Genomic DNA, 25,686 nt, shown 5'->3' on the forward strand with positions numbered 1-25,686 from the left:
GCGAAGGGCGCGCGGGGGGCGCATGGCAACCGGGGCACGCCTCGTGCACGGGGCCGACCGGCACCGGACGAAGGAGGGCGTGTTTCGGTATGGACGACGTGATCCTGCGGCCCTGCGGGCCTCCCGACATCCCGGCCGTGCAGGCGATCTACGCCCGGGCGGTGCGGGAGGGCACGGCCTCGTTCGAACTCGACCCGCCGGACGTGCCCGAGATGCTGCGCCGTCATGCCGGCCTGATCGGGGCCGGCCACCCCTACCTCGTGGCCGAGATCGGCGGCCGGATCGCCGGCTACGCCTATGCGGGGCCCTACCGCGCCCGCCCGGCCTACCGGGCCAGCGTCGAGAACTCGGTCTACGTCGATCCGGCGATGCAGGGGCGGGGCGTCGGCCGACGGCTCCTCGCCGCGCTCATCGACGAGGCGGAGCGGCGGGGCTTCCGGCAGATGATCGCGGTGATCGGGGATTCGGACAACGCGGCCTCGATCGGCCTGCACGCCGCGCTCGGCTTCGGCCATGCCGGCGTGCTGCGCGCGGTCGGATGGAAGCACGGGCGCTGGCTCGACACCGTGCTGATGCAGCGCGCGCTCGGACCGGGCGACACGATCCCGCCCGGCTCGCCCTGAGGATCAGGAGGACAGGGCGTGGGGCAGGCGCGACTGGGCGTAGAGGCTCGCGCCGGCATCCGGCCCCACCACCCGCACCAGCGCCGCCTCGTCGCAGGTCCCGGCGATGCGCAGGCCCAGGCGGTGGAGGTGATCCTTGTCGGTGCAGTAGGCGGCGAGCCGCGCCCGGCCGGTCTCGGGCATCCGCGAGACCAGCGCGTCGACGTCGCCTTCGCTCGCCCGGTGCAGGGCGGCCAGGAGCTCGAGCGGGATCGGGTACTGGGCGAAGGCGGTGGGCATCGGCCGGACGTGCTGCTGTGCCATGGCGACCTCGTCGTGAGAGTGAGCCCCACTCTGGTGCCGACATGGTTAGCGAAGCCTTAAGCTCGACGCGCGCCAGGGCGCGCGGCCGCGGCGGCCGGGCCGTTCCTGCGACGGATCGCCGCTGGATTGAACCGCTCCCTCGGGACGGCTAGCCTCTGCGGGCGGCGGTCGGCGCTGCCGCGACGCGCATGCACCGACCGGTACCGTTGACACTCGCATTGCGTCGCAACATAGATCTGCTGCGTTGCACAATCGAGCGTGCGGACGGAGCAGGCCCGCACACGGGGGGAACGACCATGGCCGACAAGAAGGGTTTCGAGGTGTCCGACGAGATGCGGGCGACGGCCGAGAAGGGCCTGCAGCAGGCGCGCAATGCGCTGGGCAGCCTGCTCGGCAGCGCCCGCAAGGTCGCCGATTCGGTGCAGACCTCCACCGAGACGGCGCAGTCCAAGGCGGGCACCGCCGTCACCAAGGGCTTCGACTACACGGAGCAGCACATCGCCGCGACCTTCGACTTCGCCGAGAAGCTGGTGCGCTCGCGCGACCTCAAGGAGGCGATGGACCTGCAGGGCGAGTACATGCGCAGCCAGATCGCCGCGCTGCAGAGCCAGGCGAAGGAGTTCACCAACCTCACCGAGGAGGCGGCCAAGCCCGCCTCCAACGATCCGTCGGCCGCCAAGGGCTGATGCCGCGGGTTCGGCGCCCCTCCGCGTCGTCCCGCCACCCCGAGCGGACCTGCCCCGGCACACCGGTGCATCGTCCGCTGCGGCTTGAGAGCCGTGTCGCAGGGTCTCGGCGGGCGGCCGCGAGGCGCCCGTCCGAACCCTGCCCAGCACGCGAGGTAACGTCATGACCAACGGACCCCGGCGTCGATCCGGGAAGCCGACCCGCGGAGCCCCGGCGGCGACGCGGCGGCCCGGCCCCGCCCCCACGGCTGCGCCCGAGATCACCGCACCCGAGATCACAGTGCCCGACATCACCGCGCCCGAGACCCAGACGGCCGAAACCGAGACCGCGGTCGCGGCGCAGGCCCCCGCCGCCCCGGAGGAGACCGAGGCCGTGCTGCTCGCCCGCGATGCCGGCGCGGTCACCGCGGACGCGGCGGCCGACGAGACTCCGGCCGAAGCCACGGCGCCGGTCCCGGACGAGGCTCGGCACGCGGAGCCGGACACCGCGGAGGTGCCCGAGACGGTGCTCGCCCGCGACGAGGCGCAGGACGCCCTGCCGTCGGTCGAGGCGTCCGAGACGCTGGCCGAGGCGGCTCCCGCCGAGCCCGCGGCGCATGCCGCCGAGGCTCACGACACAGAGGCGCACGCAGCCGAGTCGCATGGCGATGTGGCGCACGCCGCCGTGGCGGCTCCGGAGCCGCCGGCCGAGGCGGCGGCGCCGTCGCTGCCCGAGCCCGTGGCGGCGCTGCTGCGCGCCGAGGGCGTGCGGACGGACGAGGCGGCGTCGGCCCTGCGCGGCGTCGTGGAGATCAACCTGCGCCTGCTGACCTTCATGCGCGACGAGACCGAGGCGGCCTTCAGCTTCTGGCGCGCCCTGCGCGGCGCCAGCGGCCCCGGCGAGGCGATGCAGCTGCAGGCCGAGGAGGTCGGCCGGATCGTCTCCGCGGCCGTCGCCTGCTGGAGCGACGTCAGCCGCCGAGCCTCGGGGATCGCGCTGGCGAGCCTGCCCAAGGCCGCCTGAGAGCGAGGCCGGCGTCCAGGCTGCGCGGCCGGCACGGCCGCGCGTCCCGCCGGGCGGGAGCCGGCGCGCCGGACGACCGACGATTCATGGATGTGCCGCGCCTGCTCCGGGTGCGGTTCCCCCGCGAGGCGGCGGCCCGCAAGGCCGCCGTGCGGCGTACGCGCGCCTTCCTCCCCCGCCTTTTCCCCCCTGGACGGTCGCATGTTCGGCACATGGTACACGGCGGCGCTGCTCGCCATCGAGTCGCAGACCGTCATCGCCCTGCGGCTGACGGCGCTCGCCGGCGGCGGCCCCACCGCACAGACCGAGGGCGAGCGCATGGTCAGCGAGAAGATCGACGCCGCCACCGAAGCGCTCGACACGCTGATGGCCGGCGGCTCGGCCGACGCCGTGATCGCGGGCTACCGCGAGCGCGTCCGGGCCAACGCCGAACGGCTCGGCCGGGATCAGTTGATCTCGCAGAAGCCCTGACCGCTGCCGAAGACCCGGCCGCCGGCGCACCACGGCCGCGCGGCGGGCGCAGGCGGCGGCGTCGCCCCGGTCGTGACGGGCTGCGCCTCGGCCGAGGCGGTGCGGATCGGCGGCGGCTCCGCCCCCCCGGGCTTCGATTCGGGCGCCGCCCTGGGCTCGGAGGCCGCCTTGGCCCGTGCGGCGGTCGCGACCGGCACGGAGGTGGATACGAAGAACACCCCGGTCCCGCCCCGCCGGCCCCGCGCCTGCGCGTCGACGGGCAGCGCGGCCAGGATGGCCGCGGCCGCCGCGGCGGCCAGTACGATCCGCTGCATGATCCTCTCCCGACTCTCGCACGGGACTGTCCGGAGAAAATTCCTCGACAAGGAAGGCGCGGGGAACCCCTCTCCCGTGCGGGAGAGGGGCAGGGGTGAGGGTCCCGGGAGGGTGCAGCAAGAGGTCTGAACGGCGCCCGCTACCAGCACTGAGGCTGATGGCCGGTCCTGAACCCTTCCGCTCCCCTCACCACGCCCTGCGTTTCACTGCGGCCCTACCTGGACCCTCACCCCTACCCCTCTCCCGCACGGGAGAGGGGATCCCGCGCCATCCTGGTCGAGGGATTTTCCCCGGACAGGCCTGCGCTCTCAGGGCGAGGATGCGGGATGACCCTTTAACGCGGGCTCGTCGCGATGCGTCGCAATCGACGCATCCGCCGTGGACGGGTGTGGATGACGGCGCCGCGCCGGTCAGCCGGCGCGCCGCACCGGCTGGTTGGCCAGCACCGCGTCGGCCGGCCGGCCGGAGAGTTCCGCCATGTGGTCGAAGCGGGTGGTGAAGGTGCCGACCCCCGCCGTCACCGAGCGCAGCTCGACGATCAGGTCGGCCATCTCGGATTCGGGGATCAGCGCCTCGACCTGGTCCCAGCCGGACCAGCCGGGCCGGGCGTCGAAGCCGAGGATCTGGCCGCGCCGGGCGGTGACGAGGCCGGTCGCCTTGGCGGTCGCCCCCGAGGGCACGGCGATCGTCACCGCCAGCACCGGCTCCAGCAGCACCGGGCCGGCCTTGGGCAGCGCCTCGTCGAGGGCGAGCCGGGTCGCGGCCTGGAAGGCGGCGTCCGAGGAATCGACCGCGTGCGAGGCGCCGTCCTTGAGCGTCACCGCGACGTCGACGACCGGGAAGCCGAGCGGGCCGCGGGCCATGAAGGCGCGCGCGCCCGCCTCCACGGAGCCGATGAACTGGCGGGGCACCGCGCCGCCCACCACCTCGTCCTCGAAGCGGAAGCCCTCGCCGCGCCCGAGCGGGCGCACGTCGAGGGCGACGTCCGCGAACTGGCCGTGCCCGCCGGTCTGCTTCTTGTGGCGTCCGCGCGCGGAGGCGCGGATCCGCACGGTCTCGCGGTAGCCGATCCGCGCCCGCTCGGTCTCGACCCCGATGCCGAAGCGCGAGGCGAGGCGTTCCACCGCCACCCGCAGGTGCATCTCGCCCTGGCCTGTGAGGCGCATCTCGCCGAGATCGGCGTGCTGTTCGAGGGCGAGCGCGGGGTCCTCCTCCACCACCTTGGCCAGGGCGCCGGCGAGGCGCACGTCGTCCTTGCGGTCGCGGATGCGCAGGCCGACCGCGAAGACCGGCTCGTGACGCTCCAGCGCCGCGAGCGCGGCCGGCGCCTCCGTGCCGGCCGCCAGCGTCTCGCCGGTGGCGATGGGTTCGAGCTTGGCGAAGCCCACGACATCCCCCTCCCGGGCCTCCGGCACCCGGTGGCCGGTGGCGCCGGACAGGGCGCTGAGCGCGGCGATGCGGACGCTGCTGCCGCCTGAACCCGTCACGGTCTCGCCTTCGCGAAAACCGCCGCGCAGCACGCGGGCGATCGAGAGCTTGCCGCCGAAGCCGGTGTGGAGGGTCTTCACCACCTGGGCCAGCGCCGGCCCGCCCTCGGTGAGCCCGAGCCGCGCGCAGGTCTCGGGCAGGCCGGGCGCCTCGTGGCGCAGGGCCTTGAGCAGGCGCGTCACGCCGTTGCCGTGCTCGGCCGAGCCGAACAGCACCGAGACCACCTGCCCCTCGCGCAGCTCGCGGGCGAGGTCGCCGAAGACCCGGTCGCGCGCCGGCTCGACCTCGGAGATCAGGTCTTCCATCAGCGCGTCGTCGTGGTCGGCGAGGCGCTCCAGCATGGTGAAGCGCTCGGCCTTCTCGCGCGGCAATTCGCCCTCGGGCAGGGCCACCACCTCGCTCGGGGCCTGCTCGCGGTAGATGAAGGCGCGCTCCAGCGCGAGGTCGATGAAGCCCACCGCCGCCTCGCCCTGCCAGAGCGGGATCTGGCGCAGCAGCAGCGGCACGCCGGAGGCGGGCTGCAGCAGGGCGAGCGCGTCGCGCAGCGAGCCCGGCGCCGCGTCGGCCTTGTTGATGAACAGGAGCCGCGGGATGCCGGCCGCTTCGAGCTCGCGCAGGATCAGTTCGAGGGCGGGCCGCTTGCGCTCGTCCGCCTCGCAGACCACCACCGCCGCGTCGCAGACCGGCAGCACGGCGCGCATGTCCTGCGCGAACTCCACCGAGCCCGGGCAGTCGATGAAGGTGAAGGTGTCGCCCAGGAAGGTCGCCGAGGCGACGTTCGGCTCCACGCTCATGCCGTGGGCCTTGGCCTCGGCGCTGGTGTCGCCCACCCGGTTGCCGGAGGCCGCGCGGCCCGCCCGGTCGATCGCACCGGTCCGGTGCAGGATGGCTTCGAGCAGGGCGGTCTTGCCGCTCTGGAACGGTCCGACGATCGCGATGCACCGGGTTTGCCCAGCCACGAGACGCCTCCTCCAGCTTGTCGATGCTCTTGTGGCGAGCATTCCGGGGACGAGTTAACCACCGGGCTTGCCGCCGGTCCAGGCGGTTGTGGCGGGCGCGGTCCGGGGCGCCCCATCGCGCCGGCGCGGACCCGGGTCCCGCCCCGCGCGTTGGACAATGCCCGCGCGCCGCCGCATGGTCGGGCGGAAGACGGGCGGGCTCGCGCCGCACCGTCGCACCCCGGCCGAACCGGGGCGGCCCGGGAGGAGATTTTTCGCGTGACGGACAGTCTGGGATCGGCGGCACGTCCCCTCGCCGGGCTCACCGTGGTGGCGCTCGAACAGGCGGTGGCGGCGCCCTACTGCTCCTCGCGGCTCGCCGATGCCGGCGCGCGGGTCATCAAGATCGAGCGGCCGGAGGGCGATTTCGCGCGGGGCTACGACGCGGCCGTGAACGGGCTGGCGAGCTACTTCGTCTGGCTCAACCGCGGCAAGGAGAGCCTCGTCGCCGACATCAAGAACCCGGACGATGCGCGGCTCCTCCACGCCGTCCTGGCCGAGAGCGACGTCTACATCCAGAACCTCGCGCCGGGCGCGGCCGCCCGCGCCGGCTTCGGCTCCGAGGACTTGCGTGCCCGGAATCCGCGGCTGATCACGGTCGACATCACCGGCTACGGGGCGGGCCACGCCTACGCGCAGATGAAGGCCTACGACCTCCTGGTCCAGGCCGAGAGCGGGCTCGCCGCCATCACCGGCCATCCGGCGGGGCCTGGCCGGGTCGGCGTCTCGGTCTGCGACATCGCCTGCGGGATGGCGGCGCACGCCGCCGTGCTGGAGGCGCTGATCGCCCGCGAGCGCAGCGGCACGGGCAGCCGCCTGGAGGTGAGCCTGTTCGACGGCATGGCCGACTGGATGAACGTGCCGCTGCTCTACTACGAGGGCACCAGCCGGGCGCCGCAGCGGGTCGGCCTCGCCCACCCGTCCATCTGTCCCTACGGGGCCTTCCGCACCGCCGACGACAGCCTCGTGCTGATCTCGATCCAGAACGAGCGCGAATGGGCCGCCTTCTGCGCGGGCGTGCTCGGGGAGCCCGATCTGCCCGCGCGGGAGGGGTTCGGGTCCAACACCGCCCGGGTCGCCAACCGGCCGGCCGTGGATGCGCGGGTGGCGGAGGCCTTCGCGGATCTTTCTCGCGACGAGGCCGCCGCGCGCCTGCGGGCGAGCGGCACCGCCTACGGCTTCGTCAACGAACTCGCCGACCTCGTCACGCACCCGGCCCTGCGCCGGGTCACGGTCGAGACTTCGGCCGGCCCCGCCTCGATCGTCGCGCCCCCGGCCCTGATCGACGGGCGCACCCGGCCCCTCGGGCGGGTGCCGGAGATCGGCGCCCACAGCGCGGCGATCCGCGCGGAATTCGGCGCCTGACGCCAGCGAGGGCCTTGGCGCCCGCACCGGACCGGACCATGACTCAGGACATGCAGCACGAGACCTACCCCGAGATCCGCGAGGCGGTGCAGAAGCTCTGCGCCCGCTTTCCCGGCGAGTACTGGCGCGCCCTCGACCGCGAGATGGCCTATCCGACCGAGTTCGTGAACGCGCTCACCGAGGCCGGCTACCTCTCGGTGCTGATCCCCGAGGAGTACGGCGGCTCAGGGTTGCCGCTCTCGGCGGCGGCGGCGGTGCTGGAGGAGGTGCAGCGCGCCGGGTGCAACGGCGGCGCCTGCCACGCGCAGATGTACACGATGGGCACGGTGCTGCGGCACGGCTCGGAGGCGCAGAAGCAGCGCTACCTGCCGGGCATCGCGGAGGGCAGCCTGCGCCTGCAGGCCTTCGGCGTCACCGAGCCGACGAGCGGCACCGACACCGCGGCGCTCAAGACCACCGCGCGGCGCGAGGGCGACCATTACGTGGTCAACGGCCAGAAGATCTGGACCAGCCGGGCCGAGCATTCGGACCTGATGCTGCTCTTGGCCCGCACCACCCCGCCCCGCGAGGGCGGCAAGCGGACCGAGGGCCTCTCGGTCCTGCTCGTGGATATGCGCGAGGCGGTGGGGCGCGGACTCACCATCCGGCCGATCCGCACGATGATGAACCACGCCACCACGGAGGTTTTTTTCGACGACCTGCGGGTGCCGGCCGAGAACCTGATCGGCGAGGAGGGCAAGGGCTTCCGCTACATCCTCTCGGGCATGAATGCGGAGCGGCTGCTGATCGCGGCCGAGTGCGTCGGTGACGCCAAGTGGTTCATCGCCAAGGCCGGCGCCTACGCCCGCGACCGGCGCGTGTTCGGCCGCCCGATCGGCCAGAACCAGGGCATCCAGTTCCCGATCGCCAAGGCCTACGCGAGCATGCGCGCGGCCGAGCTGATGGTGCGCGAGGGCCTGCGGCTCTACGAATCCGGCGCCAACCCCGGCCCCGAGGCGAACATGGCCAAGATGCTCGCCGCCGACGCCTCCTTCGAGGCGGCGAATGCCTGCATCCAGACCCATGGCGGCTTCGGCTTCGCCGAGGAATACGACGTCGAGCGCAAGTTCCGCGAGACGCGCCTCTACCAAGTCGCGCCGATCTCCACGAACCTGATCCTGTCCTACCTCGCCGAGCACGTGCTCGGCCTGCCGCGGTCCTACTGATGGGCCTCGACATCGACCACCTGCGGCAGTGGATCGGCCGTACCCGCGAGGCCGAGGACCTCGTCACGCCCCGCCTCGTGGCGGAGTACCGGGCGACCCTGGCGCCGCACCTCGCGCCGGTCGGCGAGGGCGAGGCGCCGCTCGCGCTCCACTGGTGCCTCGCGCCGGAGACGCCGGGTGCCGACACGCTCGGGCCCGACGGGCACGCCGCCAAGGGCGGCTTCCTGCCCCCGGTGCCCCTGCCCCGCCGGATGTGGGCGGGGGGCGAGGTCGAGACGCTGGCCCCCCTGCGCCTCGGCGACCGGGTGGTGCGCCGCGAGACGGTGGCGGATGTCGCCGTCAAGGAGGGGCGCACCGGCGCGCTCTGCTTCGTCACCGTGCGGCACGAGGTCGAGACGCCGCGCGGCGTGGCGATCCGCGAGCGGCAGGACATCGTCTACCGCGAGGCGAGCCGACCGGGCGCGCCGGCGGCTCCGGCGGGCGAGGCCGCCGCCAAGCCGGCCCCCGACCTCGCGTGGCGGATCGAGGCCGACCCGGTCCTGCTGTTTCGCTACTCGGCCATGACCTTCAACGGCCACCGCTTCCACTACGACCATCCCTACGCCACCGGCGTGGAGGGCTATGCGGGCCTCGTCGTGCACGGGCCGATGCAGGCGAGCCTGCTCCTCAACCTCGCGGCCGCGTGCCTCGGCCGCGTGCCGGCGCGGTTCCGCTACCGGGGCGTGTCGCCGATGATCGCCGGGCAGGTCTTCACGGTGGCGGGACGCGCCGGACCTGAGGGCTTCGAGGGCTGGACCACCGAGGCCGGGGGCCGGCTGTGCATGGAGGCGTCCGGCTCGGCCTCTTAAGCGATCGTCGGATTGCGCGCCCGCGCCCGGTTTGCCAGGGTCGGTTCAAATCCACCATCACAACCAACGCCAAGATCAACGTCGACAAGAGGAAACGCCGATGACTCGCTCTCCCAGCCCCTTCGGGTCCGTGACCCGCCGCGCCGCCGTCGCGGCCGTCGCGCTCCTCGCCCTGGGCGGCACCGCCCTGGCGCAGAACCCCATCGTCATCAAGTTCAGCCACGTGGTAGCGCCCGACACGCCCAAGGGCCGCGGCGCCGACAAGTTCAAGGAACTGGCCGAGAAGTACAGCGGCGGCAAGGTGAAGGTGGAGGTCTACCCGAACTCGCAGCTGTTCAAGGACAAGGAGGAGGTCGAGGCGCTCCAGCTCGGCGCGGTGCAGATGCTGGCCCCCTCGCTCGCGAAGTTCGGGCCGCTCGGCGCGAAGGAGTTCGAGGTCTTCGACCTGCCCTACATCCTGCCCGACAAGGCGGCGCTGCGGCGGGTGACCGAAGGGCCGCTCGGCAAGCGCCTGTTCGAGAAGCTGGAGACCAAGGGTATCAGCGGCCTCGCCTTCTGGGACAACGGCTTCAAGGTCATGAGCGCCAACAGGCCGCTGCGCCAGCCGACGGATTTCCGCGGCCTCAAGATGCGCATCCAGTCCTCGAAGGTGCTGGAGGCCCAGTTCCGGGCGCTGGGCTCGATCCCGCAGGTCATGGCCTTCTCGGAGGTCTACCAGGGCATGCAGACCGGCGTGGTCGACGGCTCGGAGAATACGCCCTCGAACATGTTCACGCAGAAGCACCACGAGGTGCAGAAATACGCCACGCTCTCGGACCACGGCTACATCGGCTACGCGGTGATCGTGAACAAGAAGTTCTGGGACGGCCTGCCGGCCGACCTGCGCGGGCAGCTCGAGAAGGCGATGACCGAGGCGACCGCCTACGCCAACGAGGTGGCGAGCAAGGACAACGCCGACGCCCTCGACGAGATGAAGAAGTCCGGGAAGATCCAGTTCATCGAACTGACCGCCGACGAGAAGGCGGCGTGGCGCAAGGCCCTGGAGCCGGTCACGGCCGAGATGGCCAAGCGCGTCGGCAAGGACGTGATCGAGGAGTTCCAGCGCGAGGCGCGCACGCAGTAAGAGGCTGACCCGAGACAAGAATGCGCGGGAAGCATCCCCTCTCCCGTGTGGGAGAGGGGCAGGGGTGAGGGTGCGGGAGGGCGCCGCAGGAAGGCGGGACGCTGCCGCTACCAGCACTGAGGTTGGTTGCTGAACCTGAAGCGTCCCGCTCCCCTCACCACGCTCCGTGTCTCACTGCGGCGCCACCTGGACCCTCACGCGGGATCTTCGATCCCCTGCCCCTCTCCCATCCGGGAGAGGGGATGCTGCCCGCGCTCAAGTTCCCAATCAGGTAACCCCCCGCAATGATCCTGCTGCGCGTCCTCGACCGCCTGGAGGAGATCCTGATCGCGAGCCTGATGGCCGCGGCGACGCTGCTCATCTTCGTCGCCGTCGTCCACCGCTACGCGTCGGGCATCGACATCCTCTTCCCGATCACCTCCGCCATCCACCTCTCGTGGGCGCAGGAGCTCTGCATCTACATGTTCGTGTGGATGGCGAAGTTCGGCGCCGCCTACGGGGTGCGCACCGGCATCCACGTCGGGGTCGACGTGGTGGTCAACCAGCTGCGGCCGGAGATCCGCCGGAAGGTGGTCCTGTTCGGGCTCCTCTGCGGCGCCCTGTTCACGGCGATCGTCGGCACGATGGGCGCCAAGTTCGTGCTCGGGCTCGTCGACACCGACCAGACCTCGCCCGACCTCGAGATCCCGAGCTGGATCGTCTACCTGGCGATCCCGCTCGGCTCCTACCTGATGTGCTTCCGCTTCCTGCAGGTCGCCTGGAGTTTCTGGCGCACCGGGGAACTCCCGCACCACGACCACGGCCACGTCGAGGGCGTGGTGGAGAGCCCGCAGGCGGCGCGCGACCTCGCCGCGGATGGCACGATCGGACGGGAGGCCGGGCGATGAACGCCGCGATCATCTTCGGGCTCCTCATCGCCCTCATGCTCACCGGCATGCCGATCTCGATCGCGCTCGGCCTGTCGGTGCTCACCTTCCTGTTCGTGATGACGAGCGTGCCGATCGAGGCGGTGGCGCTCAAGCTGTTCACCGGGATCGAGAACTTCGAGATCATGGCGATCCCGTTCTTCATCCTGTCGGGCAACTTCCTCACCCACGGCGGCGTCGCCCGCCGGATGATCAACTTCGCGACCTCGATGGTCGGCCACTGGTACGGCGGTCTGGGGCTGGCGGGCGTGATGGCCTGTGCGCTGTTCGCGGCCATCTCGGGGTCGAGCCCGGCCACCGTGGTGGCCATCGGCTCGATCATCCTGCCGGCGATGGTGGCGCAGGGCTTCCCCAAGCGCTTCGGCGCGGGCGTCATCACCACCTCGGGCGCCCTCGGCATCCTGATCCCGCCCTCGATCGTGATGGTGATCTACTCGGTGGCGACGAGCGGCGCCGTGGTGTTCGGGCCGGAGGGCAACCGGGTCTCCTCGGCCTCGATCTCGACGCTGTTCGTGGCGGGCGTCGTGCCGGGCCTGATGCTCGCGACCGCGCTCGGCTTCACCACGTGGTACCGCGCCCGCAAGTACGATTACCCGCGCATGCCCCGGGCCTCGTGGGCCGAGCGCTGGGTGGCCTTTCGCAAGTCGCTCTGGGGCCTGCTGCTGATCGTGCTGGTACTCGGGGGCATCTACTCCGGCGCCTTCACGCCCACCGAGGCCGCGGCGGTGAGCGCCGTCTACGCCTTCGTGATCGCGCTGTTCGTCTACCGCGACCTGACGTGGCGCGACGTGCCGCGGGTCCTGCTCGACTCCGCCAACATGAGCGCGATGCTGCTCTACATCATCACCAACGCGGTGCTGTTCTCGTTCCTGATGACGAGCGAGCAGATCCCGCAGGCGATGGCGGGCTGGATCATCGACGCGGGCCTCGGCTGGGTCGTCTTCCTGCTCATCGTCAACCTGCTGCTGCTCGTGGCCGGCAACGTGATGGAGCCCTCCTCCATCGTGCTGATCATGGCGCCGATCCTGTTTCCGATCGCCGCCAAGCTCGGCATCGATCCGGTGCATTTCGGCATCCTGATCGTGGTCAACATGGAGGTCGGCATGTGCCACCCCCCGGTGGGGCTGAACCTCTACGTGGCCTCCGGCATCACCAAGATGGGCATCACCGAACTCACCATCGCGGTCTGGCCCTGGCTCCTGACGATGCTGATCTTCCTCGTGCTCGTCACCTACGTGCCGGCGATCTCGCTCTGGCTGCCGCGCACGCTCGGGATGATGTGAGGCCGATCGCGGGCGGCGCGCCGCCGCCCGCGATCGGCGTCGATGCGATGTCGATCGTATAGGCCGGCCTTTACCCTTCGTCAGCATCCGTCGATCATGATCGGTCCCGTTCTGGAAACCGGGCCGATCTTGCGTGATGGATCGTGAGCGCGGGCGCCGGTGGGGCGCCATCTGGGGAACGATGGGAATCGGCTTGGCCTTCGCGGTGCCGCTGGGCCTCGCGGCGATGCCGGGCGGGCCCGTCGTGGCGGTCCTCGGCCCACGGGGCGACGCCGGCCGCACCGCCCGCATCGTCGCGCAGGCGGGCGGCGCCATCCTGCGCGCGGGCGCGGCCGGCAACCTGCTCGTCGCCCGGTCGGATGCTCCCGGTTTCACGCTCCGGCTCTACGCCGCCGGCGCGTGGCTCGTCCTCGACCCCATTCTGGCCGGAGGCTGCGAGCCTCCCCCACGGCCGCGCGCGCCCACGGAAGGACTTCCTGCGTCATGACCAATCTCGACGACTTCCGCCGCACCTTCGCCCGCATCCTCACCGTGCTGCTGTGGGCGCACGTTCCGGTCGCGGCCGCCGCCGGATTCCTGCTCGGGACGTCGGTCCTCGGACCGACCCTGGCCGCCGTGCTGCTGGCGGGAACCGCGACCGCGATGGGGTGGCGCGACCCGATCGGCGGTCCCGCCCGCTTCGTGAGCGCCGCCGCCCTGGTCGGCATGGCCGCGGTGCTGCTGGCGGCCTCGGCCGGCCACCCGTGGCAGATCGACCTGCACATGTACTTCTTCGCCTGTCTCGCGGTGCTGGTGGGGTGGTGCGACTGGCGGGTGATCCTCGTCGGCGCAGCCGTGACGGCCGTGCATCATCTCGCGTTCGACGTGGCGATGCCCGCGCTGGTGTTTCCCGGCGGCGCAACCGGCACCATCGAGCGCGTGCTGCTGCATGCGGGGATCGTCGCCATCGAGACCGGTGTCCTGATCTGGATCTGCCGCACGCTGGAGGGCGCCTTCGCGGTCCTCACGGCCTCCGAACAGGCGGCGCGGGCGCAGATGGAGCAGCTGACGCGCCTCGAACGGGAGGCGGCCGGGATCCGCGACGGCGCCGAGGCGGCCCGCCGCGCCGCCACGCTGCAGCTGGCCGACGCGTTCGAAGCGACCATCGGCGGGGTGGTGAGCACGGTCTCGGCCGCCGCGGCCGGCCTGCAGGCCACCGCGCAGGAGATGTCGGCCACCGCCCAGCGCACGGCCGAGCAATCCGCCGCGGTGGCGAGCGGCGCGCAGGACACCTCCGGCACCATCGGCTTGGCCGCCGCAGCGGCCGCGCAGCTCGGTGCCTCGGTCGAGGCGATCAGCCGGCAGGTCTCGGGCTCGTCCGACCTGGCCCAGGCCGCGGTGGCGGAGGCGGACCGCACCGGCACGCTGGTGCGCGACCTGAGCGAGGCGGCCACCCGGATCGGCGACGTGGTCGGGCTGATCTCGTCCATCGCGAGCCAGACGAACCTTCTGGCGCTTAACGCGACGATCGAGGCGGCGCGGGCCGGCGAGGCAGGCCGCGGCTTCGCGGTCGTCGCCGCCGAGGTCAAGGACCTGGCCGGCCAGACCGCCAAGGCCACCGACGAGATCTCGAGTCAGATCGCGCGCATCCAGGGCGCGACCGGACAGGCCGTCGCGGCGATCGCGGCGATCAGCGGGCGCATCCGCGAGATCAACGGGGTCGCGACGGTGATCGCCGCCGCCGTCGAGGAGCAGGGCGCCGCCACGCAGGAGATCGTCCGCACCGTCGACCACGCCGCCAGCGGGTCCGACACGGTGACGGCGATGATCGGCGGCATCGCGGGCGCGGCGGGCGGCACCGGCGACGCGGCCGGACGCCTGCTCTCCTCGGCCTCCGCGCTCTCGCGCCAAGCCGAGCATCTCGACGCCGAGGTGGAGCGCTTCGTCGCCACCGTGCGGGCGGGCTGACGGGAGATGGGACGGAGCATGGGACGGGACATGGCCGCGGGCGGGCCGTGCCCTACCCTCTCCGGGGCCTCACCGTTCTCCGGAGACGATCCATGCCGCTCGTGGTTCCGGTCATCCTCGGCTCCGTGCGCCGCGACCGCAACGGGCTGCGGGCTGCCCGCTACGTCATCAGGGCCCTCGAAGCGCGCGGCCACGAGGTGCCGCTCGTCGATCCCGCCGAACTCGGCCTGCCGCTCCTCGACCGCATGTACAAGGAGTACCCCAAGGGCGAGGCGCCCGCGGTGCTGGAAGACCTCGCCACCACGCTGCGCCGGGCCGATGCCTTCGTGATCGTGTCGGCGGAGTACAACCACAGCATCCCGCCGGCCCTGTCGAACACCCTCGACCACTTCCTCGAAGAGTACTTTTGGCGGCCCTCCGCCATCGTCTGCTACTCGGCCGGGCGCTACGGCGGGGTGCGGGCCGCGATGCAGCTGCGCGCCATGCTGGCGGAACTCGGCACGCCCAGCATCCCCTCCCTGCTGCCGATCCCGGAGGTGCACCGCACGCTGGACGAGGCGGGCACGCCGCAGCAGCCCTGGCTCGACAAGAGCGCGGGCCGCTTCCTCGACGAACTGGCGTGGTACGCCGAGGCGCTGCGGGACCGGCGGCGGGCGGGTACGCCGTACTGACCGAACGCCCGCGAGGCTTCGGTCACGCTCGATCAAGCATCCGGCGCGGGGAACGCGGTCGGCTTTGAGAACAGGCGCGGGAACCCCTCTCCCGTGCGGGAGAAGGGTTCCTATGCTGCCCACGCTGAATTCTTGATCGGGTGATATGAGCGCTCATCCCGCGACTCCTATCCCGCCTCGCCCGCGAGCGCCCGCAGGCCCTCCCGGTAGGTCGGGTAGCGCAGGCGCACGCCCAGTTCCTCGGTGAGCAGGCGGTTTCGCACCCGCTTGTTCTCGCCGTAGAAGCTGCGCGCCATCGGGCTTAAGGAAGCGGTCTCGAAATCGACGGCGGGCGGCAGCGGCAGGCCGGCGATCTCGGCCGCGAGGGCGGTGACGTCCTGGGGCGGCGCGGGCTCGTCGTCCGTGACGTTGTAGACCGCGCCGGGTCGCGGCCGGTCGAGCGAGGCCGCGAGCGCCTGCGCGATGTCCTCCACGTGGATGCGGTTGAACACCTGCCCGGACTTGATGATGCGCTGCGCCCGCCCCTCCCGCAGCTTCACGAAGGCGTTCCGTCCCGGCCCGTAGATCCCCGACAGCCGGAAGACCTGAACGGCCTTGCCCGTTCGGGCGCCGAGATCGAGCCACGCGGTCTCCGCCGCCACGCGGTCGCGGGTGCGCGCATGGGTCGGGGCCGGCGGGGTGGTCTCGTCGATCCAGGCACCGCCCTGGTCCCCGTAGACGCCGATGGTGGAGAGATAGCCGATCCAGCGCGCCGGGCTCGCGGCAATCGCCTCCGCGAAGGCCTTGAGCGCCGGATCCCCGTCGTCGGGCGGGATCGAGACCAGGATCGCGTCGCTCGCCGCCAGATCCTCGGCGATGCGCGGATCGGCGCGCTCGGGCGAAAGAACCCGCAGGGCCACGCCGTCGGGCGGGGCGGGCGTCCGGTCGAGGGTCTGCGCGGTCGCGGCGATCCGCTCGAAGCGGCCACGCTCCCGCTCCACGAAGTGCCGCGCCGTGTAGCCGAGGCCGAAGACGAACAGATTCATGCCGAATGCCCTGCACCGGACCGCGCCGGGGCGCGATGCTGCCCTGCCGAGGGGTCAGCCCCCTCCCCGTCCTTGTCGCGGACGTGACGCCACTCGTCGAGGACGTGCGGATCCTCTTCGCCGGGCGGCGGTCCGGGCGGCAGGGCCTCGGGCGCGAGGCGCGCGAGCGCCCAGACGGCCATGCCCCGCACCAGGGGCGCGGGATCGTCGAGGAGGCGCACCGCCTCGGCGGCGAGCGCGCGCTCGCCCGAATTGCCGATCGCGATCAGCACGTTGCGCAGGAAGCGGTCGCGCCCCGTGCGCTTGACCGGCGTGCCGGCGAAGCGCGCCCGGAAGGCCGCGTCGTCGAGCCGGGCAAGCTCGCGCAGGGGTGGCGCCGCCAGGTCCTCGCGGGCGGCGAGCCGCGCCTCGCGGGCCTCGCGCGCGAACTTGTTCCAGGGGCAGACCGCGAGGCAATCGTCGCAGCCGAAGACCCGGTTGCCCATCGGGGCACGGAATTCCGGGGCGATCGGGCCGGCATGCTCGATGGTGAGGTAGGCGAGGCACCGGCCCGCATCGAGCCGGTAGGGGGCCGGGAAGGCGTCGGTCGGGCAGGCATCGAGGCAGCGGCGGCAGGAGCCGCAGGAATCCGCGGCCGGCGCGTCGGCCGGCAGGTCGGCCTCGGTGTAGATCGCGCCGAGCAGGAGCCAGTTGCCGAAGCGGCGGGAGACCAGCAGCGTGTTCTTGCCCTGCCAGCCGAGCCCGGCCGCGGCGGCGAGCGGTTTCTCCATCACCGGCGCGGTGTCCACGAACACCTTGAGGGCGCTCCCCTCCCGGGCGAGCACCCCGGCCAGATCCTTCAGCTTGCCCTTGATGACGTCGTGGTAGTCGCGCCGCCGGGCGTAGAGGGCGAGCGCGCCCCGCTCCGGCTTGGCCAGCGCCGCGAGCGGATCCTCGTCGGGGCCGTAATTCACGCCGAGCATGACGATGCTGCGCACCGCGGGCCACAGGGCGGCGGGGTCGGCCCGCTCGGCCGTGCGGTCCTCCATCCAGCCCATGCCGGCATGGTGGCCGGCGGCGAGCCACGCGCGCAGGCGCTCGGGCAGGCCCGGCACCGCCCCCGGATGCGTCACCGCCAGCGCGTCGAAGCCGAGCGCGCGCGCCCGCTCCTCCAGCCGGCGGCGCAGGGCGGCCCCGTCTCCCGTCAGAAGTCGAGATCCGCGTAGTGATCCGCCGGCGCCATCCCGGGCACCCGGTCGGCGAGCAGGCTGCGGAAGGACGGGCGGGACTTCATCCGCGCGTACCAGTTCCGCGCCATCTCCTCCTCGTCCCATGGCACGTCGCCGAGATAATCCACGCAGGAGAGATGGGCCGCCGCCGCCAGATCCGCATAGGTCAGATGGTCGCCGGCCAGCCATTTGCGCCGGGCGATGAGGTAGTCGACGTATTTCAGGTGGTAGCGCACGTTGGTGCGCGCGGCGCGGATCGCGTTCATGTCGGGCGGGCCGCCGCCGAGGGTCGAGGTCATGAACCGCTTGTGGATCTTCTCGGTGACGAGGTAGCCGGTCACCTCTTGGTCGAACTTGGACAGGAACCAGTCGAGCAGGCGGCGCACCTCCACCCGGGCGGCGGGCGATTCCGGCAACAGGCGCCGGCCCGAGAGGCCGAGCCCGCGGGTCTCGTCGAGATACTCGGCGATCGCGCCCGCGCCCGGCACCACGAGGCCGCCGGCCTCGATCAGCACCGGCGTCGTGCCCGCGGGGTTGAGCATCAGGAACTCGTCCCGGCGCTCCCAGGGGCGTTCCTCCACGAGGGTCGGCTCCATGCCCATCTCGGCGAGGACCAGGCGGATGAACCGCGAATGCGGGCAGAAGGGGGAGTGATGAAGCGTCGCCATGCGGGCCGTGCGGGCGAGGAATGCGCCGGATCTGAGCCCTGAAGGGTTAAGGGCCGGTCACCATTGATGCTACGATGTTGCTTCATCCTTAACACGCGCGGCCGACCCTGATAACCGACCTGCAACCGCGGCCGGTGGTGGGGCCGCCGCGCGAACCCATCCCGGCCCGATCCGGCCACCGACGAGAGCGAGCGATCATGACAGCGTCGAAGCGTGGCGGCGCGGGCGGGGGCCTGCGCTGATGGATCCGGTGAGCGTCGCCAAGGCCGTGGCCCTCGCCCTCGTGGAGGGCGCCACGGAGTTCATTCCGGTCTCCTCGACCGGGCACCAGCTCCTGCTCGGGCACTTCATCGACTTCCACTCGCCGAACAACACCTTCGAGGTGCTGATCCAGCTCGGCGCCATCCTGGCCATCGTCGGGGTCTATTTCGGTCGGCTCATCGACCTCGCGCGGCGCGCGCCCTCCGACCCGAACGCCCGCCGGTTCATCCTGGCGGTGCTGATCGCCTTCCTGCCGGCGGCGCTGATCGGCGGCCTCTTCTCGAAGGCGATCAAGTTCTACCTGTTCAACCCCTGGATCATCTGCTCGACGCTGGTGGCGGGCGGCCTCGTGCTGCTCGTCATCGACGAGACTGAGCTTCCCGAAAAATACGACGACGTGCACGATTTCTCGCTGCCGATGGCGCTGAAGATCGGCCTGTTCCAGTGCCTCGCGATGGTGCCGGGGGTGTCGCGCTCGGGCGCCACCATCGTGGGCGCGATGCTGATGGGGGCGAGCAAGCGGGCGGCGACGGAGTTCTCGTTCTACCTCGCCATGCCCACCATGGCGGGCGCCTTCGCCAAGGACCTGCTCGACAACTACAAGAACCTCTCGCGCGACGATGTCGGGCTGATCGTGATCGGGTTCGTGGTGGCGTTCTTCGCCGCCCTGTTCGTGGTGCGCACGCTCCTGACCTACGTCTCGCGCCACGGCTTCGGCCTCTTCGCGTGGTGGCGCATCATCGTGGGGGCGGCGGGCTTCGCGGGCCTGATCGTGTTCGGCTGAGCCGGAAGGGGGGACAGGCCTCGGGCGGGCTCGACCATTGACGGGTGGCGCCGGAATCCCGTTCGGTGCAGGAAGATCCGCTCCGCGAAGGACCCGTCATGGACGATCTCCCGCTCGCCGCCGTGTTTCCCGCCGCCACCCGCGAGCAGTGGCGCGCCCTCGTCGACGGCGTGCTCAAGGGCGCCGACTACGAGAAGCGCCTCGTCCACCGCACCCGCGACGGCATCCGGATCGACGCCCTCTACGGGGCCGCGGAACCCGCCGCGCAGCCCCTGCGCGGCGACGGGCAGCCCGCTCCCTGGCTGATCTGCCAGCGGGTCGACCATCCCGATCCCGCCGAGGCGAATGCGCTCGCGCTCGCCGACCTCGATGGCGGAGCCGACGCACTGGCGCTGGTGCTGGCGGGGGCGCCCTCTGCCCGCGGCTTCGGTCTGCCCGGGCCGGAGGCGCTGGAGGCGGCGCTCGCCGGGGTGATGCTGCCGCTGATCGGGGTGCGGCTCGATGCCGGCCCGCGCGGCTTCGAGGCCGCGACCGCCCTCGTGGCGCTGGCCCGGTCGCGGGGCGATGCCCTGGCAGAGCTCGATCTCGACCTCGGCATCGATCCGGTCGGCGTGCTGGCGACGTCGGGCCGCCTGCCCGCTCCCTGGAGCGAGACGGAAGAGCGCCTCTCCGCGACCCTGTCCGAGCTGGAGGCCGCGGGCTTCGCGGGCCGCGCCTTCCTGGCGGACGGGCGGCCCTTCCACGAGGCCGGCGCCACCGAGGCGGGCGAACTCGCGGCGGTGCTGGCGAGTGCGCTGGCGACGCTGCGCGCGCTCGAAGCGGGCGGCCACGCCCTGGAGCAGGCCAGCGCGTCGATCGGCTTCCTGCTCGTGGCGGATGCCGACGAGTTCCTGACCGTGGCGAAGATGCGGGCGCTGCGCCGCCTCTGGGCACGGGTCGAGGAGGCCTGCGGCCTGCCGCCCCGGCCGATCCGCCTGCACGCCGAGACGGCGTGGCGCACCACCACGCGGCGCGATCCGTGGGTGAACCTCCTGCGCGCCACCACCGCGGCCTTCTCGGCGGGCCTGGGCGGCGCCGACGCCGTGACGGTGCTGCCCTTCACGGCGGCGCTCGGTCTGCCCGATGCCTTCGCGCGGCGCTGCGCCCGCAACACCCAGGTCGTGCTCCTGGAAGAGTCGAACCTCTGGCGGGTGGTCGATCCCGCCGCCGGCGCGGGCGGGTTCGAGGCGCTGACGGCGGATCTCTGCGCGCAGGCCTGGGCGCAGTTCCAGGCCATCGAGCACGAGGGCGGGATCGTCGCGAGCCTGACCTCCGGGGCGCTCGCCGGGCGTCTCGACGCCATCCGCGAGGGGCGCGACCGCGACCTCGCCACGCGCCGCCAGCCCATCACCGGCACCAGCGAATTCCCGCACCTCGCCGAGGCCCCGGTGACGGTCCTCGCACCGGCGCCGGAGCCCGCCCCTCTGCCCGAGGGCGCCCTGCCCTCGCGGCGCTTCGCCGAGCCCTTCGAGCGCCTGCGCGACGCCTCCGACGCATTCCTGGAGCGCACCGGCGCCCGCCCGCGGGTCTTCCTGGCCAATCTCGGGCCGATCGCCGCCTTCAACACCCGCGCCACCTTCGCCCGCAACGCCTTCGAGGCCGGCGGGATCGAGCCGGTGACCAACGACGGCTTCCCGGACCACGCCGCCATGGCGGAGGCCTTTCGCGCCGCCGGCACGCCGCTCGCCTGCCTGTGCTCGTCGGACGCGATCTATGCCGAGCAGGCGGTCGCGGCGGCGCAGGCCCTGCGGGCGGCCGGGGCCCGCACCGTCTACCTCGCGGGCCGGCCCGGCGAGCTCGAAGCCGCCCTGCGGGAAGCGGGCGTCAGCCGCGACCTCTATGCCGGCTGCGACCTCCTGCGTCTCCTGGCGGAAGCACAGGAACTGGCCCAATCGAACGCCGCGTGAGCGCCGGGGCAACTCCCGGCAAGCTCGGGCGTTCATCGCCCGGGGTTTGAGCAAGGGGAGTTCCCATTGATGGTGCTGATGCGGTCCGCCCTCGCGGGCGCGATCATCCTGGCGGCTGCGGCGCAGCCGGCCTTCGCGGCCCAGCGTGCCGGCCAGTCGGTGGCCCGGTTCGACGGCAACTGGAGCGTCGAGGTCATCACCGAGCGGGGAAGCTGCGACCGGGCTTACCGGTACGGCATCGTGATCCAGAACGGGCAGGCGCGCTACGCTGGCGGCACGGATTTCACCGTCACCGGCCGCGTCCAGCCGAACGGCGCCGTGCGCGGCGCGATCAGCCGCGGCGACGCGAGCGCGCAGGTGGTCGGGCGACTGTCCCAGCAGGGCTACGGCAACGGCACTTGGACCACCTCCGGCTCGACCCAGTGCGGCGGCCGCTGGAACGCCGAGAAGCGGGGCTGAGCCTCAGGCGGCGTCCGCGGCCGGGCCGAAGCGGGCACGGGCGAGGCGCATCGTCGCCGCGAGGGTCGTGAGATCGGGGGCGCCCGTCTCGCGCAGGGCCGCGAGCGCGATCTCGGCGCAGGCGAAGGCGTCCTCGCCCGCGTCGTGGTGGCGGAAGGCGATGCCGAGGCGCTCGGCGACCGCCGAGAGCCGATAGCGCCCCTGCCCCGGCCATTGCCGCCGTGCAAGCTGCACCGTGCAGAGCGAGGTGAAGGCCGGCACCGGCAGGCCGTAGGCCTGCAGCGTCGCGGCGAGCACGCCCACGTCGAAGCTCGCGTTATGGGCGAGCACCAGCGCCCCGGGCAGGTCGGGCAGGAACTCCGCCATCGCCTCGGGGAAGTGCGGCGCGTCGGCGACGTCGCGGGGCCGGATGCCGTGCACCGCGATGTTGAAGGGCGAGAAGCGCAGCTCGGCCGGGCGGATCAGCCGCGCGGCGCGGCGCACCACCCGGCCGTCCTCGATCCAGGCGAGGCCCACCGCGCAGGGGCTGTCGCGGCGTTCGTTCGCCGTCTCGAAATCGATGGCGAGGGTTCGGGCCGGTGTTCGCATCGGCCGCCCGTGACGGAGGATTGAGCCGGTTTTCAGGCGGCCTCCACCATCGCCAGCCATTCATCCTCGCTGATCACCCGCACGCCGTGCTTCTCGGCATCCTTCAGCTTCGAGCCGGCGCCGGGCCCCGCCACCACGAGGTCGGTCTTGGCCGAGACCGACCCGGAGACCTTCGCGCCGAGCCGCTCCGCCGTGGCCTTGGCCTCGCTACGCGTCATGCGCTCCAGCGAGCCGGTGAACACCACCGTCTGGCCGTTGAACACGGCCGCCGCGGCGGGCGCCGCCGCGCGCTCGGTCCTCACCTCGGCCAGCAGCGCCTCGACGGCCGCGACGTTGTGCTCCTCCGAGAAGAACTGGATCAGCGACGCGGTCGTCACCGCGCCGATCTCGCTGTCGTCGGCGAGGTGCCGGTAGGCGTCGCCGGGCTGCTGCCCGCTCGCGCGCTCCACCGCCGCCCGCACCCCCGCCGGGTCGCCGTAGGCGTCGAGCAGCGCCTCCTTCTGGGCGGTGGTGAGCCGCGCCACGGTGCCGTAGGCCAGGAGATCGGCCTCCCCGGCCTCGACGGCGGCGAGCAGGCGGTCGCGGGTCGTCGGGCCGACCCGCGGCAGGCTCGCGAGAGCCACCCAATCGGGACCCGGCTGGCAGGCCGCGGCGGTCCGCACGCCCTCCATCAGGGCGGGCATGTCGGCGTAGTGCTTGGCGAGCGCCTTGGCGGTCGCCTCGCCCACCTGCTCGATGCCGAGGGCGAAGATGAACCGATTGAGGGGAATGGCCCGGCGCGCCTCGACGGCGGCCAGCAGGTTGTGGATCGCCTTGTCCTCCTCGTCCTTCTTGGGCTTGGCCTTCTTGGGCTCCACGGCCTTGCCGGCGGCGGCCGCGCGCTCCGCCGACAGGGCCTGACGCCGGGCCACCACGGCCGCCTTCAGCGGCTCGAATTCCAGGCGGAAGAGGTCGGCGGGCTGGTGCACCAGCCCGGCCTCGAACAGGGTGGTGATGTAGGTCTCGCCGAAGCCCTCGATGTCGAAGGCGTTGCGCGAGACGAAGTGCTTCAGCCGCTCCTGTCCCTGCGCCGGGCAGATCAGGCCGCCGGTGCAGCGGCGCACCGCGTCGAGCTTGGCCGTGCGCGGGTTGATGGAGCGCACCGCGTGGCTGCCGCAGGCCGGGCAGGTCTCGGGGAAGCGGTAGGGCACGGCGTCGGCGGGCCGGCGCTCCAGCACCACGTCGGCCACCTTGGGGATCACGTCGCCGGCCCGCAGCACCACCACGGTGTCGCCGACCCGCACGTCCGAGCCCTGCGCGAGGTCGATGTCCCGCCGCAGGTCGAACCCGTCCCAGATGTTGATGCCGCTGCGGATCGTCTGCCCGTCCGCGTCGATGCCGCGCACGTAATCCTCGTTGTGCAGCGTCGCGTTCGACACCACGACGCCGCCCACCGTCACCGGCCGCAGCCTGGCGAGCGGGTTGAGGGAGCCGGTGCGCCCGACATTGATCTCGATCCCCTCCACCACCGTGACGGCGCGCTGGGCGGGAAATTTGTGGGCGAGCGCCCAGCGCGGCGCGCGGGCGACGAAGCCGAGGCGGCGCTGGAGGGCGAAATCGTCGACCTTGTAGACGACGCCGTCGATGTCGTAGCCGAGATCCGCCCGCTCGGTCTCGATCGCCCGGTAATGCTCCAGCATCTCGGCGACGTCCGCGCAGCGGCGCGTGCGCGGGTTCACCGGCAGGCCGAAGCGCCGGAAGGCGTCGATCAGCCCGCTCTGCGTCCCGGCCGGCCAGGACGACATCTCGCCCGCCGCGTAGGCGAAGAAGCGCAGGGGCCGGGAGGCGGTGATGCTCGCATCGAGCTGGCGCAGCGAGCCGGCGGCGGCGTTGCGCGGGTTGGCGAAGAGCGGCTTGCCCGCCTGCTCCTGCCGGGCGTTGATGGCGGCGAAATCCGCGTGCGAGAGGTAGACTTCGCCGCGCACCTCGCAGATTGCCGGCACGTCCGGACCCGCGAGGTCGTGCGGGATCTCCCGGATGGTGCGGACGTTGGCGGTCACGTCCTCGCCGACCTCGCCGTCGCCCCGCGTGGCCGCGGTGACGAGGCGCCCGTTCTCGTAGCGCAGCGACAGGGAGAGCCCGTCGATCTTCGGCTCGGCCGTGAAGGCCAGCGGCTCGGCGGCGGACAGGCCGAGGAAGCGGCGCACCCGCTCGACGAACTCGGTGATCTCCTCGTCCGCGAAGGCGTTGCCGAGCGAGAGCATCGGCACCGCGTGGCGCACCTTGGCGAACTTGTCGGACGCCCTGGCGCCGACGCTGGCGGAGGCCTCACCGGTCCCGGCGAGATCGGGAAAGCGCTCCTCGATGCCTTCGAGCCGGCGGCGGAGCGCGTCGTACTCCGCGTCCGTGATGATCGGCGCGTCCTCGCCGTGGTAGCGCCGGTCGTGCTCGGCGATCTCGGCCGAGAGGGCGGCGTGCGCCGCCTTAGCCTCCTCTTCCGACAGATCCGCGACGGCAGAGGGGCGGGAGACGGGTGAGGCCATGATCACTCGGGCACGAATCGGACGGTCCGGAGCGGAACTCTAGCGCCGGACTCCTTAATGCACAGGCCGGCCGGCATCGCGACCGCCCTCCCCCGCCTCACAGTGGGATGTTGTCGTGCTTCTTCCAGGGCTGCTCCATCTCCTTGGTGCGCAGCATGGCGAGCGCCCGCGCGACCCGGCGGCGGGTCGAGTGCGGCATGATCACCTCGTCGATGTAGCCGCGCTCCGCCGCCACGAAGGGCGACATGAAGCGCTCCTCGTACTCGGCGGTGCGGGCCGCGATCTTGTCGGGGTCGCCCAGGTCCTGGCGGAAGATGATCTCGACGGCCCCCTTGGCGCCCATCACGGCGATCTGCGCGGTGGGCCACGCGTAGTTGACGTCCCCGCCGACATGCTTGGAGGCCATGACGTCGTAGGCCCCGCCGAACGCCTTGCGGGTGATGATGGTGACGAGCGGCACCGTCGCCTGGCTGTAGGCGAAGAGCAGCTTCGCCCCATGCTTGATCAGCCCGCCGTATTCCTGGGCGGTGCCCGGCAGGAAGCCCGGCACGTCCACGAAGGTGACGATCGGGATGCCGAAGGCGTCGCAGAAGCGCACGAAGCGCGCGGCCTTGCGCGACGCGTCCGAGTCGAGGACGCCGGCCAGCACCATCGGTTGGTTGGCTACGAATCCGACCGTGCGGCCCTCGATGCGGCCGAAGCCCGTGATGATGTTGCGGGCGTAAGCCCCTTGGATCTCGAAGAAGTCGCCCTCGTCGACNGCCGGCCAGCACCATCGGTTGGTTGGCTACGAATCCGACCGTGCGGCCCTCGATGCGGCCGAAGCCCGTGATGATGTTGCGGGCGTAAGCCCCTTGGATCTCGAAGAAGTCGCCCTCGTCGACCACGCGCCGGATCAACTCGCCCATGTCGTAGGGCTTGTTCGGGTTGTCCGGGATCAGCGTGTCGAGGCTCTTGTCGAGCCGCAGCG

At 72.4% G+C, this 25,686-nt stretch carries 23 protein-coding genes and 3 pseudogenes; 16 read left to right on the forward strand and 10 right to left on the reverse strand.

The window, feature by feature from the left end:
* Nucleotides 1-89 precede the first annotated feature (89 nt).
* Nucleotides 90-623, forward strand: coding sequence for a GNAT family N-acetyltransferase (locus ACKUB9_RS29610; protein ID WP_407529539.1), 534 nt, complete (start codon nucleotides 90-92; stop codon nucleotides 621-623).
* 3 nt (nucleotides 624-626) lie between these two features.
* Here the strand turns inward: ACKUB9_RS29610 and ACKUB9_RS29615 are convergent, their stop codons facing one another.
* Nucleotides 627-926, reverse strand: coding sequence for a hypothetical protein (locus ACKUB9_RS29615; RefSeq protein ID WP_407529541.1), 300 nt, complete (start codon nucleotides 924-926; stop codon nucleotides 627-629).
* 296 nt (nucleotides 927-1,222) lie between these two features.
* Between ACKUB9_RS29615 and ACKUB9_RS29620 the strand changes: the two genes are divergently transcribed.
* The 3 genes from ACKUB9_RS29620 (at nucleotide 1,223) to ACKUB9_RS29630 (ending at nucleotide 3,086) form a co-directional block, all read left to right on the forward strand.
* Nucleotides 1,223-1,612, forward strand: coding sequence for a phasin (locus ACKUB9_RS29620; protein ID WP_407529544.1), 390 nt, complete (start codon nucleotides 1,223-1,225; stop codon nucleotides 1,610-1,612).
* 280 nt (nucleotides 1,613-1,892) lie between these two features.
* Nucleotides 1,893-2,615: a phasin family protein gene (locus ACKUB9_RS29625; RefSeq protein WP_407529547.1), complete on the forward strand. Its 723-nt coding sequence runs from the start codon at nucleotides 1,893-1,895 to the stop codon at nucleotides 2,613-2,615.
* A gap of 201 nt (nucleotides 2,616-2,816) precedes the next feature.
* Nucleotides 2,817-3,086: a hypothetical protein gene (locus tag ACKUB9_RS29630; RefSeq protein ID WP_407529550.1), complete on the forward strand. Its 270-nt coding sequence runs from the start codon at nucleotides 2,817-2,819 to the stop codon at nucleotides 3,084-3,086.
* On the opposite strand, the gene ACKUB9_RS29635 is transcribed toward ACKUB9_RS29630, so the two are convergent.
* Together ACKUB9_RS29635 and ACKUB9_RS29640 are read right to left on the reverse strand one after the other, a co-directional pair.
* Nucleotides 3,062-3,400 carry a hypothetical protein gene (locus tag ACKUB9_RS29635; protein ID WP_410824814.1) on the reverse strand — a complete coding sequence of 113 codons (339 nt, stop codon included), beginning with the start codon at nucleotides 3,398-3,400 and terminating at the stop codon, nucleotides 3,062-3,064. The genes ACKUB9_RS29630 and ACKUB9_RS29635 overlap by 25 nt on opposite strands.
* A 411-nt stretch (nucleotides 3,401-3,811) precedes the next feature.
* Nucleotides 3,812-5,890 (reverse strand): elongation factor G, encoded by a 2,079-nt coding sequence (locus tag ACKUB9_RS29640; protein WP_407529554.1) that lies wholly within the window; start codon nucleotides 5,888-5,890, stop codon nucleotides 3,812-3,814.
* 216 nt (nucleotides 5,891-6,106) lie between these two features.
* Here ACKUB9_RS29640 and ACKUB9_RS29645 point away from each other — a divergent pair, with 216 nt between their 5' ends.
* From ACKUB9_RS29645 to ACKUB9_RS29685, 9 genes are all read left to right on the forward strand, one after another.
* Complete coding sequence (locus tag ACKUB9_RS29645) at nucleotides 6,107-7,252, forward strand: CaiB/BaiF CoA transferase family protein (protein ID WP_407529556.1); 1,146 nt, start codon at nucleotides 6,107-6,109, stop codon at nucleotides 7,250-7,252.
* Between the two features lie 38 nt (nucleotides 7,253-7,290).
* Nucleotides 7,291-8,457: an acyl-CoA dehydrogenase family protein gene (locus ACKUB9_RS29650; RefSeq protein WP_407529558.1), complete on the forward strand. Its 1,167-nt coding sequence runs from the start codon at nucleotides 7,291-7,293 to the stop codon at nucleotides 8,455-8,457.
* On the forward strand, nucleotides 8,457-9,305 hold the full coding sequence (locus ACKUB9_RS29655; RefSeq protein WP_407529560.1) for an HTD2 family dehydratase: 849 nt from the start codon (nucleotides 8,457-8,459) through the stop codon (nucleotides 9,303-9,305). The genes ACKUB9_RS29650 and ACKUB9_RS29655 overlap by 1 nt, the downstream gene beginning before the upstream one ends.
* A gap of 100 nt (nucleotides 9,306-9,405) precedes the next feature.
* The gene (locus tag ACKUB9_RS29660) at nucleotides 9,406-10,428 is read left to right on the forward strand and encodes a TRAP transporter substrate-binding protein (protein ID WP_407529561.1); all 1,023 of its coding nucleotides are present in this window, start codon (nucleotides 9,406-9,408) and stop codon (nucleotides 10,426-10,428) included.
* Nucleotides 10,429-10,712: 284 nt separating this feature from the next.
* Nucleotides 10,713-11,315: a TRAP transporter small permease gene (locus tag ACKUB9_RS29665; protein WP_407529563.1), complete on the forward strand. Its 603-nt coding sequence runs from the start codon at nucleotides 10,713-10,715 to the stop codon at nucleotides 11,313-11,315.
* A complete protein-coding gene (locus tag ACKUB9_RS29670) occupies nucleotides 11,312-12,637 on the forward strand; it encodes a TRAP transporter large permease (protein ID WP_407529565.1) in 1,326 nt (441 codons plus the stop codon). The genes ACKUB9_RS29665 and ACKUB9_RS29670 overlap by 4 nt, the downstream gene beginning before the upstream one ends.
* Before the next feature lie 136 nt (nucleotides 12,638-12,773).
* Nucleotides 12,774-13,124, forward strand: coding sequence for a hypothetical protein (locus ACKUB9_RS29675; RefSeq protein ID WP_407529567.1), 351 nt, complete (start codon nucleotides 12,774-12,776; stop codon nucleotides 13,122-13,124).
* Nucleotides 13,121-14,584, forward strand: coding sequence for a methyl-accepting chemotaxis protein (locus ACKUB9_RS29680; RefSeq protein WP_407529569.1), 1,464 nt, complete (start codon nucleotides 13,121-13,123; stop codon nucleotides 14,582-14,584). The genes ACKUB9_RS29675 and ACKUB9_RS29680 overlap by 4 nt, the downstream gene beginning before the upstream one ends.
* 92 nt (nucleotides 14,585-14,676) lie before the next feature.
* Nucleotides 14,677-15,255: an NADPH-dependent FMN reductase gene (locus tag ACKUB9_RS29685; protein WP_407529571.1), complete on the forward strand. Its 579-nt coding sequence runs from the start codon at nucleotides 14,677-14,679 to the stop codon at nucleotides 15,253-15,255.
* Between the two features lie 167 nt (nucleotides 15,256-15,422).
* Here ACKUB9_RS29685 and ACKUB9_RS29690 read toward each other — a convergent pair whose 3' ends face one another.
* Genes ACKUB9_RS29690 through ACKUB9_RS29700 form a run of 3 tightly spaced genes read right to left on the reverse strand, consistent with a single transcriptional unit; the run spans nucleotide 15,423 to nucleotide 18,156 of the window.
* Nucleotides 15,423-16,280 carry an SDR family oxidoreductase gene (locus ACKUB9_RS29690; RefSeq protein ID WP_407529573.1) on the reverse strand — a complete coding sequence of 286 codons (858 nt, stop codon included), beginning with the start codon at nucleotides 16,278-16,280 and terminating at the stop codon, nucleotides 15,423-15,425.
* A complete protein-coding gene (queG, locus tag ACKUB9_RS29695) occupies nucleotides 16,277-17,467 on the reverse strand; it encodes a tRNA epoxyqueuosine(34) reductase QueG (RefSeq protein ID WP_407529582.1) in 1,191 nt (396 codons plus the stop codon). The genes ACKUB9_RS29690 and queG overlap by 4 nt, the downstream gene beginning before the upstream one ends.
* On the reverse strand, nucleotides 17,464-18,156 hold the full coding sequence (locus tag ACKUB9_RS29700; protein WP_407529575.1) for a glutathione S-transferase family protein: 693 nt from the start codon (nucleotides 18,154-18,156) through the stop codon (nucleotides 17,464-17,466). Before ACKUB9_RS29700 ends, queG begins: the two co-directional genes overlap by 4 nt.
* Nucleotides 18,157-18,397: 241 nt before the next feature.
* Here ACKUB9_RS29700 and ACKUB9_RS29705 point away from each other — a divergent pair, with 241 nt between their 5' ends.
* From ACKUB9_RS29705 to ACKUB9_RS29715, 3 genes are all read left to right on the forward strand, one after another.
* Nucleotides 18,398-19,201 (forward strand): undecaprenyl-diphosphate phosphatase, encoded by an 804-nt coding sequence (locus ACKUB9_RS29705; RefSeq protein WP_407529577.1) that lies wholly within the window; start codon nucleotides 18,398-18,400, stop codon nucleotides 19,199-19,201.
* 98 nt (nucleotides 19,202-19,299) lie between these two features.
* A complete protein-coding gene (locus ACKUB9_RS29710; RefSeq protein ID WP_407529579.1) occupies nucleotides 19,300-21,147 on the forward strand; it encodes a methylmalonyl-CoA mutase family protein in 1,848 nt (615 codons plus the stop codon).
* A gap of 75 nt (nucleotides 21,148-21,222) precedes the next feature.
* The gene (locus tag ACKUB9_RS29715; protein ID WP_407529585.1) at nucleotides 21,223-21,606 is read left to right on the forward strand and encodes a hypothetical protein; all 384 of its coding nucleotides are present in this window, start codon (nucleotides 21,223-21,225) and stop codon (nucleotides 21,604-21,606) included.
* Between the two features lie 30 nt (nucleotides 21,607-21,636).
* Here the strand turns inward: ACKUB9_RS29715 and ACKUB9_RS29720 are convergent.
* The 4 genes and pseudogenes from ACKUB9_RS29720 to ACKUB9_RS29735 all read right to left on the reverse strand — a co-directional run.
* Nucleotides 21,637-22,194: pseudogene (locus tag ACKUB9_RS29720) on the reverse strand (3'-5' exonuclease); the annotation flags it as partial.
* 32 nt (nucleotides 22,195-22,226) lie between these two features.
* Nucleotides 22,227-24,716: an NAD-dependent DNA ligase LigA gene (gene ligA / locus ACKUB9_RS29725; protein ID WP_407529581.1), complete on the reverse strand. Its 2,490-nt coding sequence runs from the start codon at nucleotides 24,714-24,716 to the stop codon at nucleotides 22,227-22,229.
* Nucleotides 24,717-24,813: 97 nt separating this feature from the next.
* Nucleotides 24,814-25,476, reverse strand: a pseudogene (locus ACKUB9_RS29730) (carboxyl transferase domain-containing protein); the annotation flags it as partial.
* Between the two features lie 61 nt (nucleotides 25,477-25,537).
* Nucleotides 25,538-25,686: pseudogene (locus tag ACKUB9_RS29735) on the reverse strand (carboxyl transferase domain-containing protein); the annotation flags it as partial.

The organism is Methylobacterium oryzisoli, from assembly GCF_046557895.1.
GTDB lineage: Bacteria > Pseudomonadota > Alphaproteobacteria > Rhizobiales > Beijerinckiaceae > Methylobacterium > Methylobacterium oryzisoli.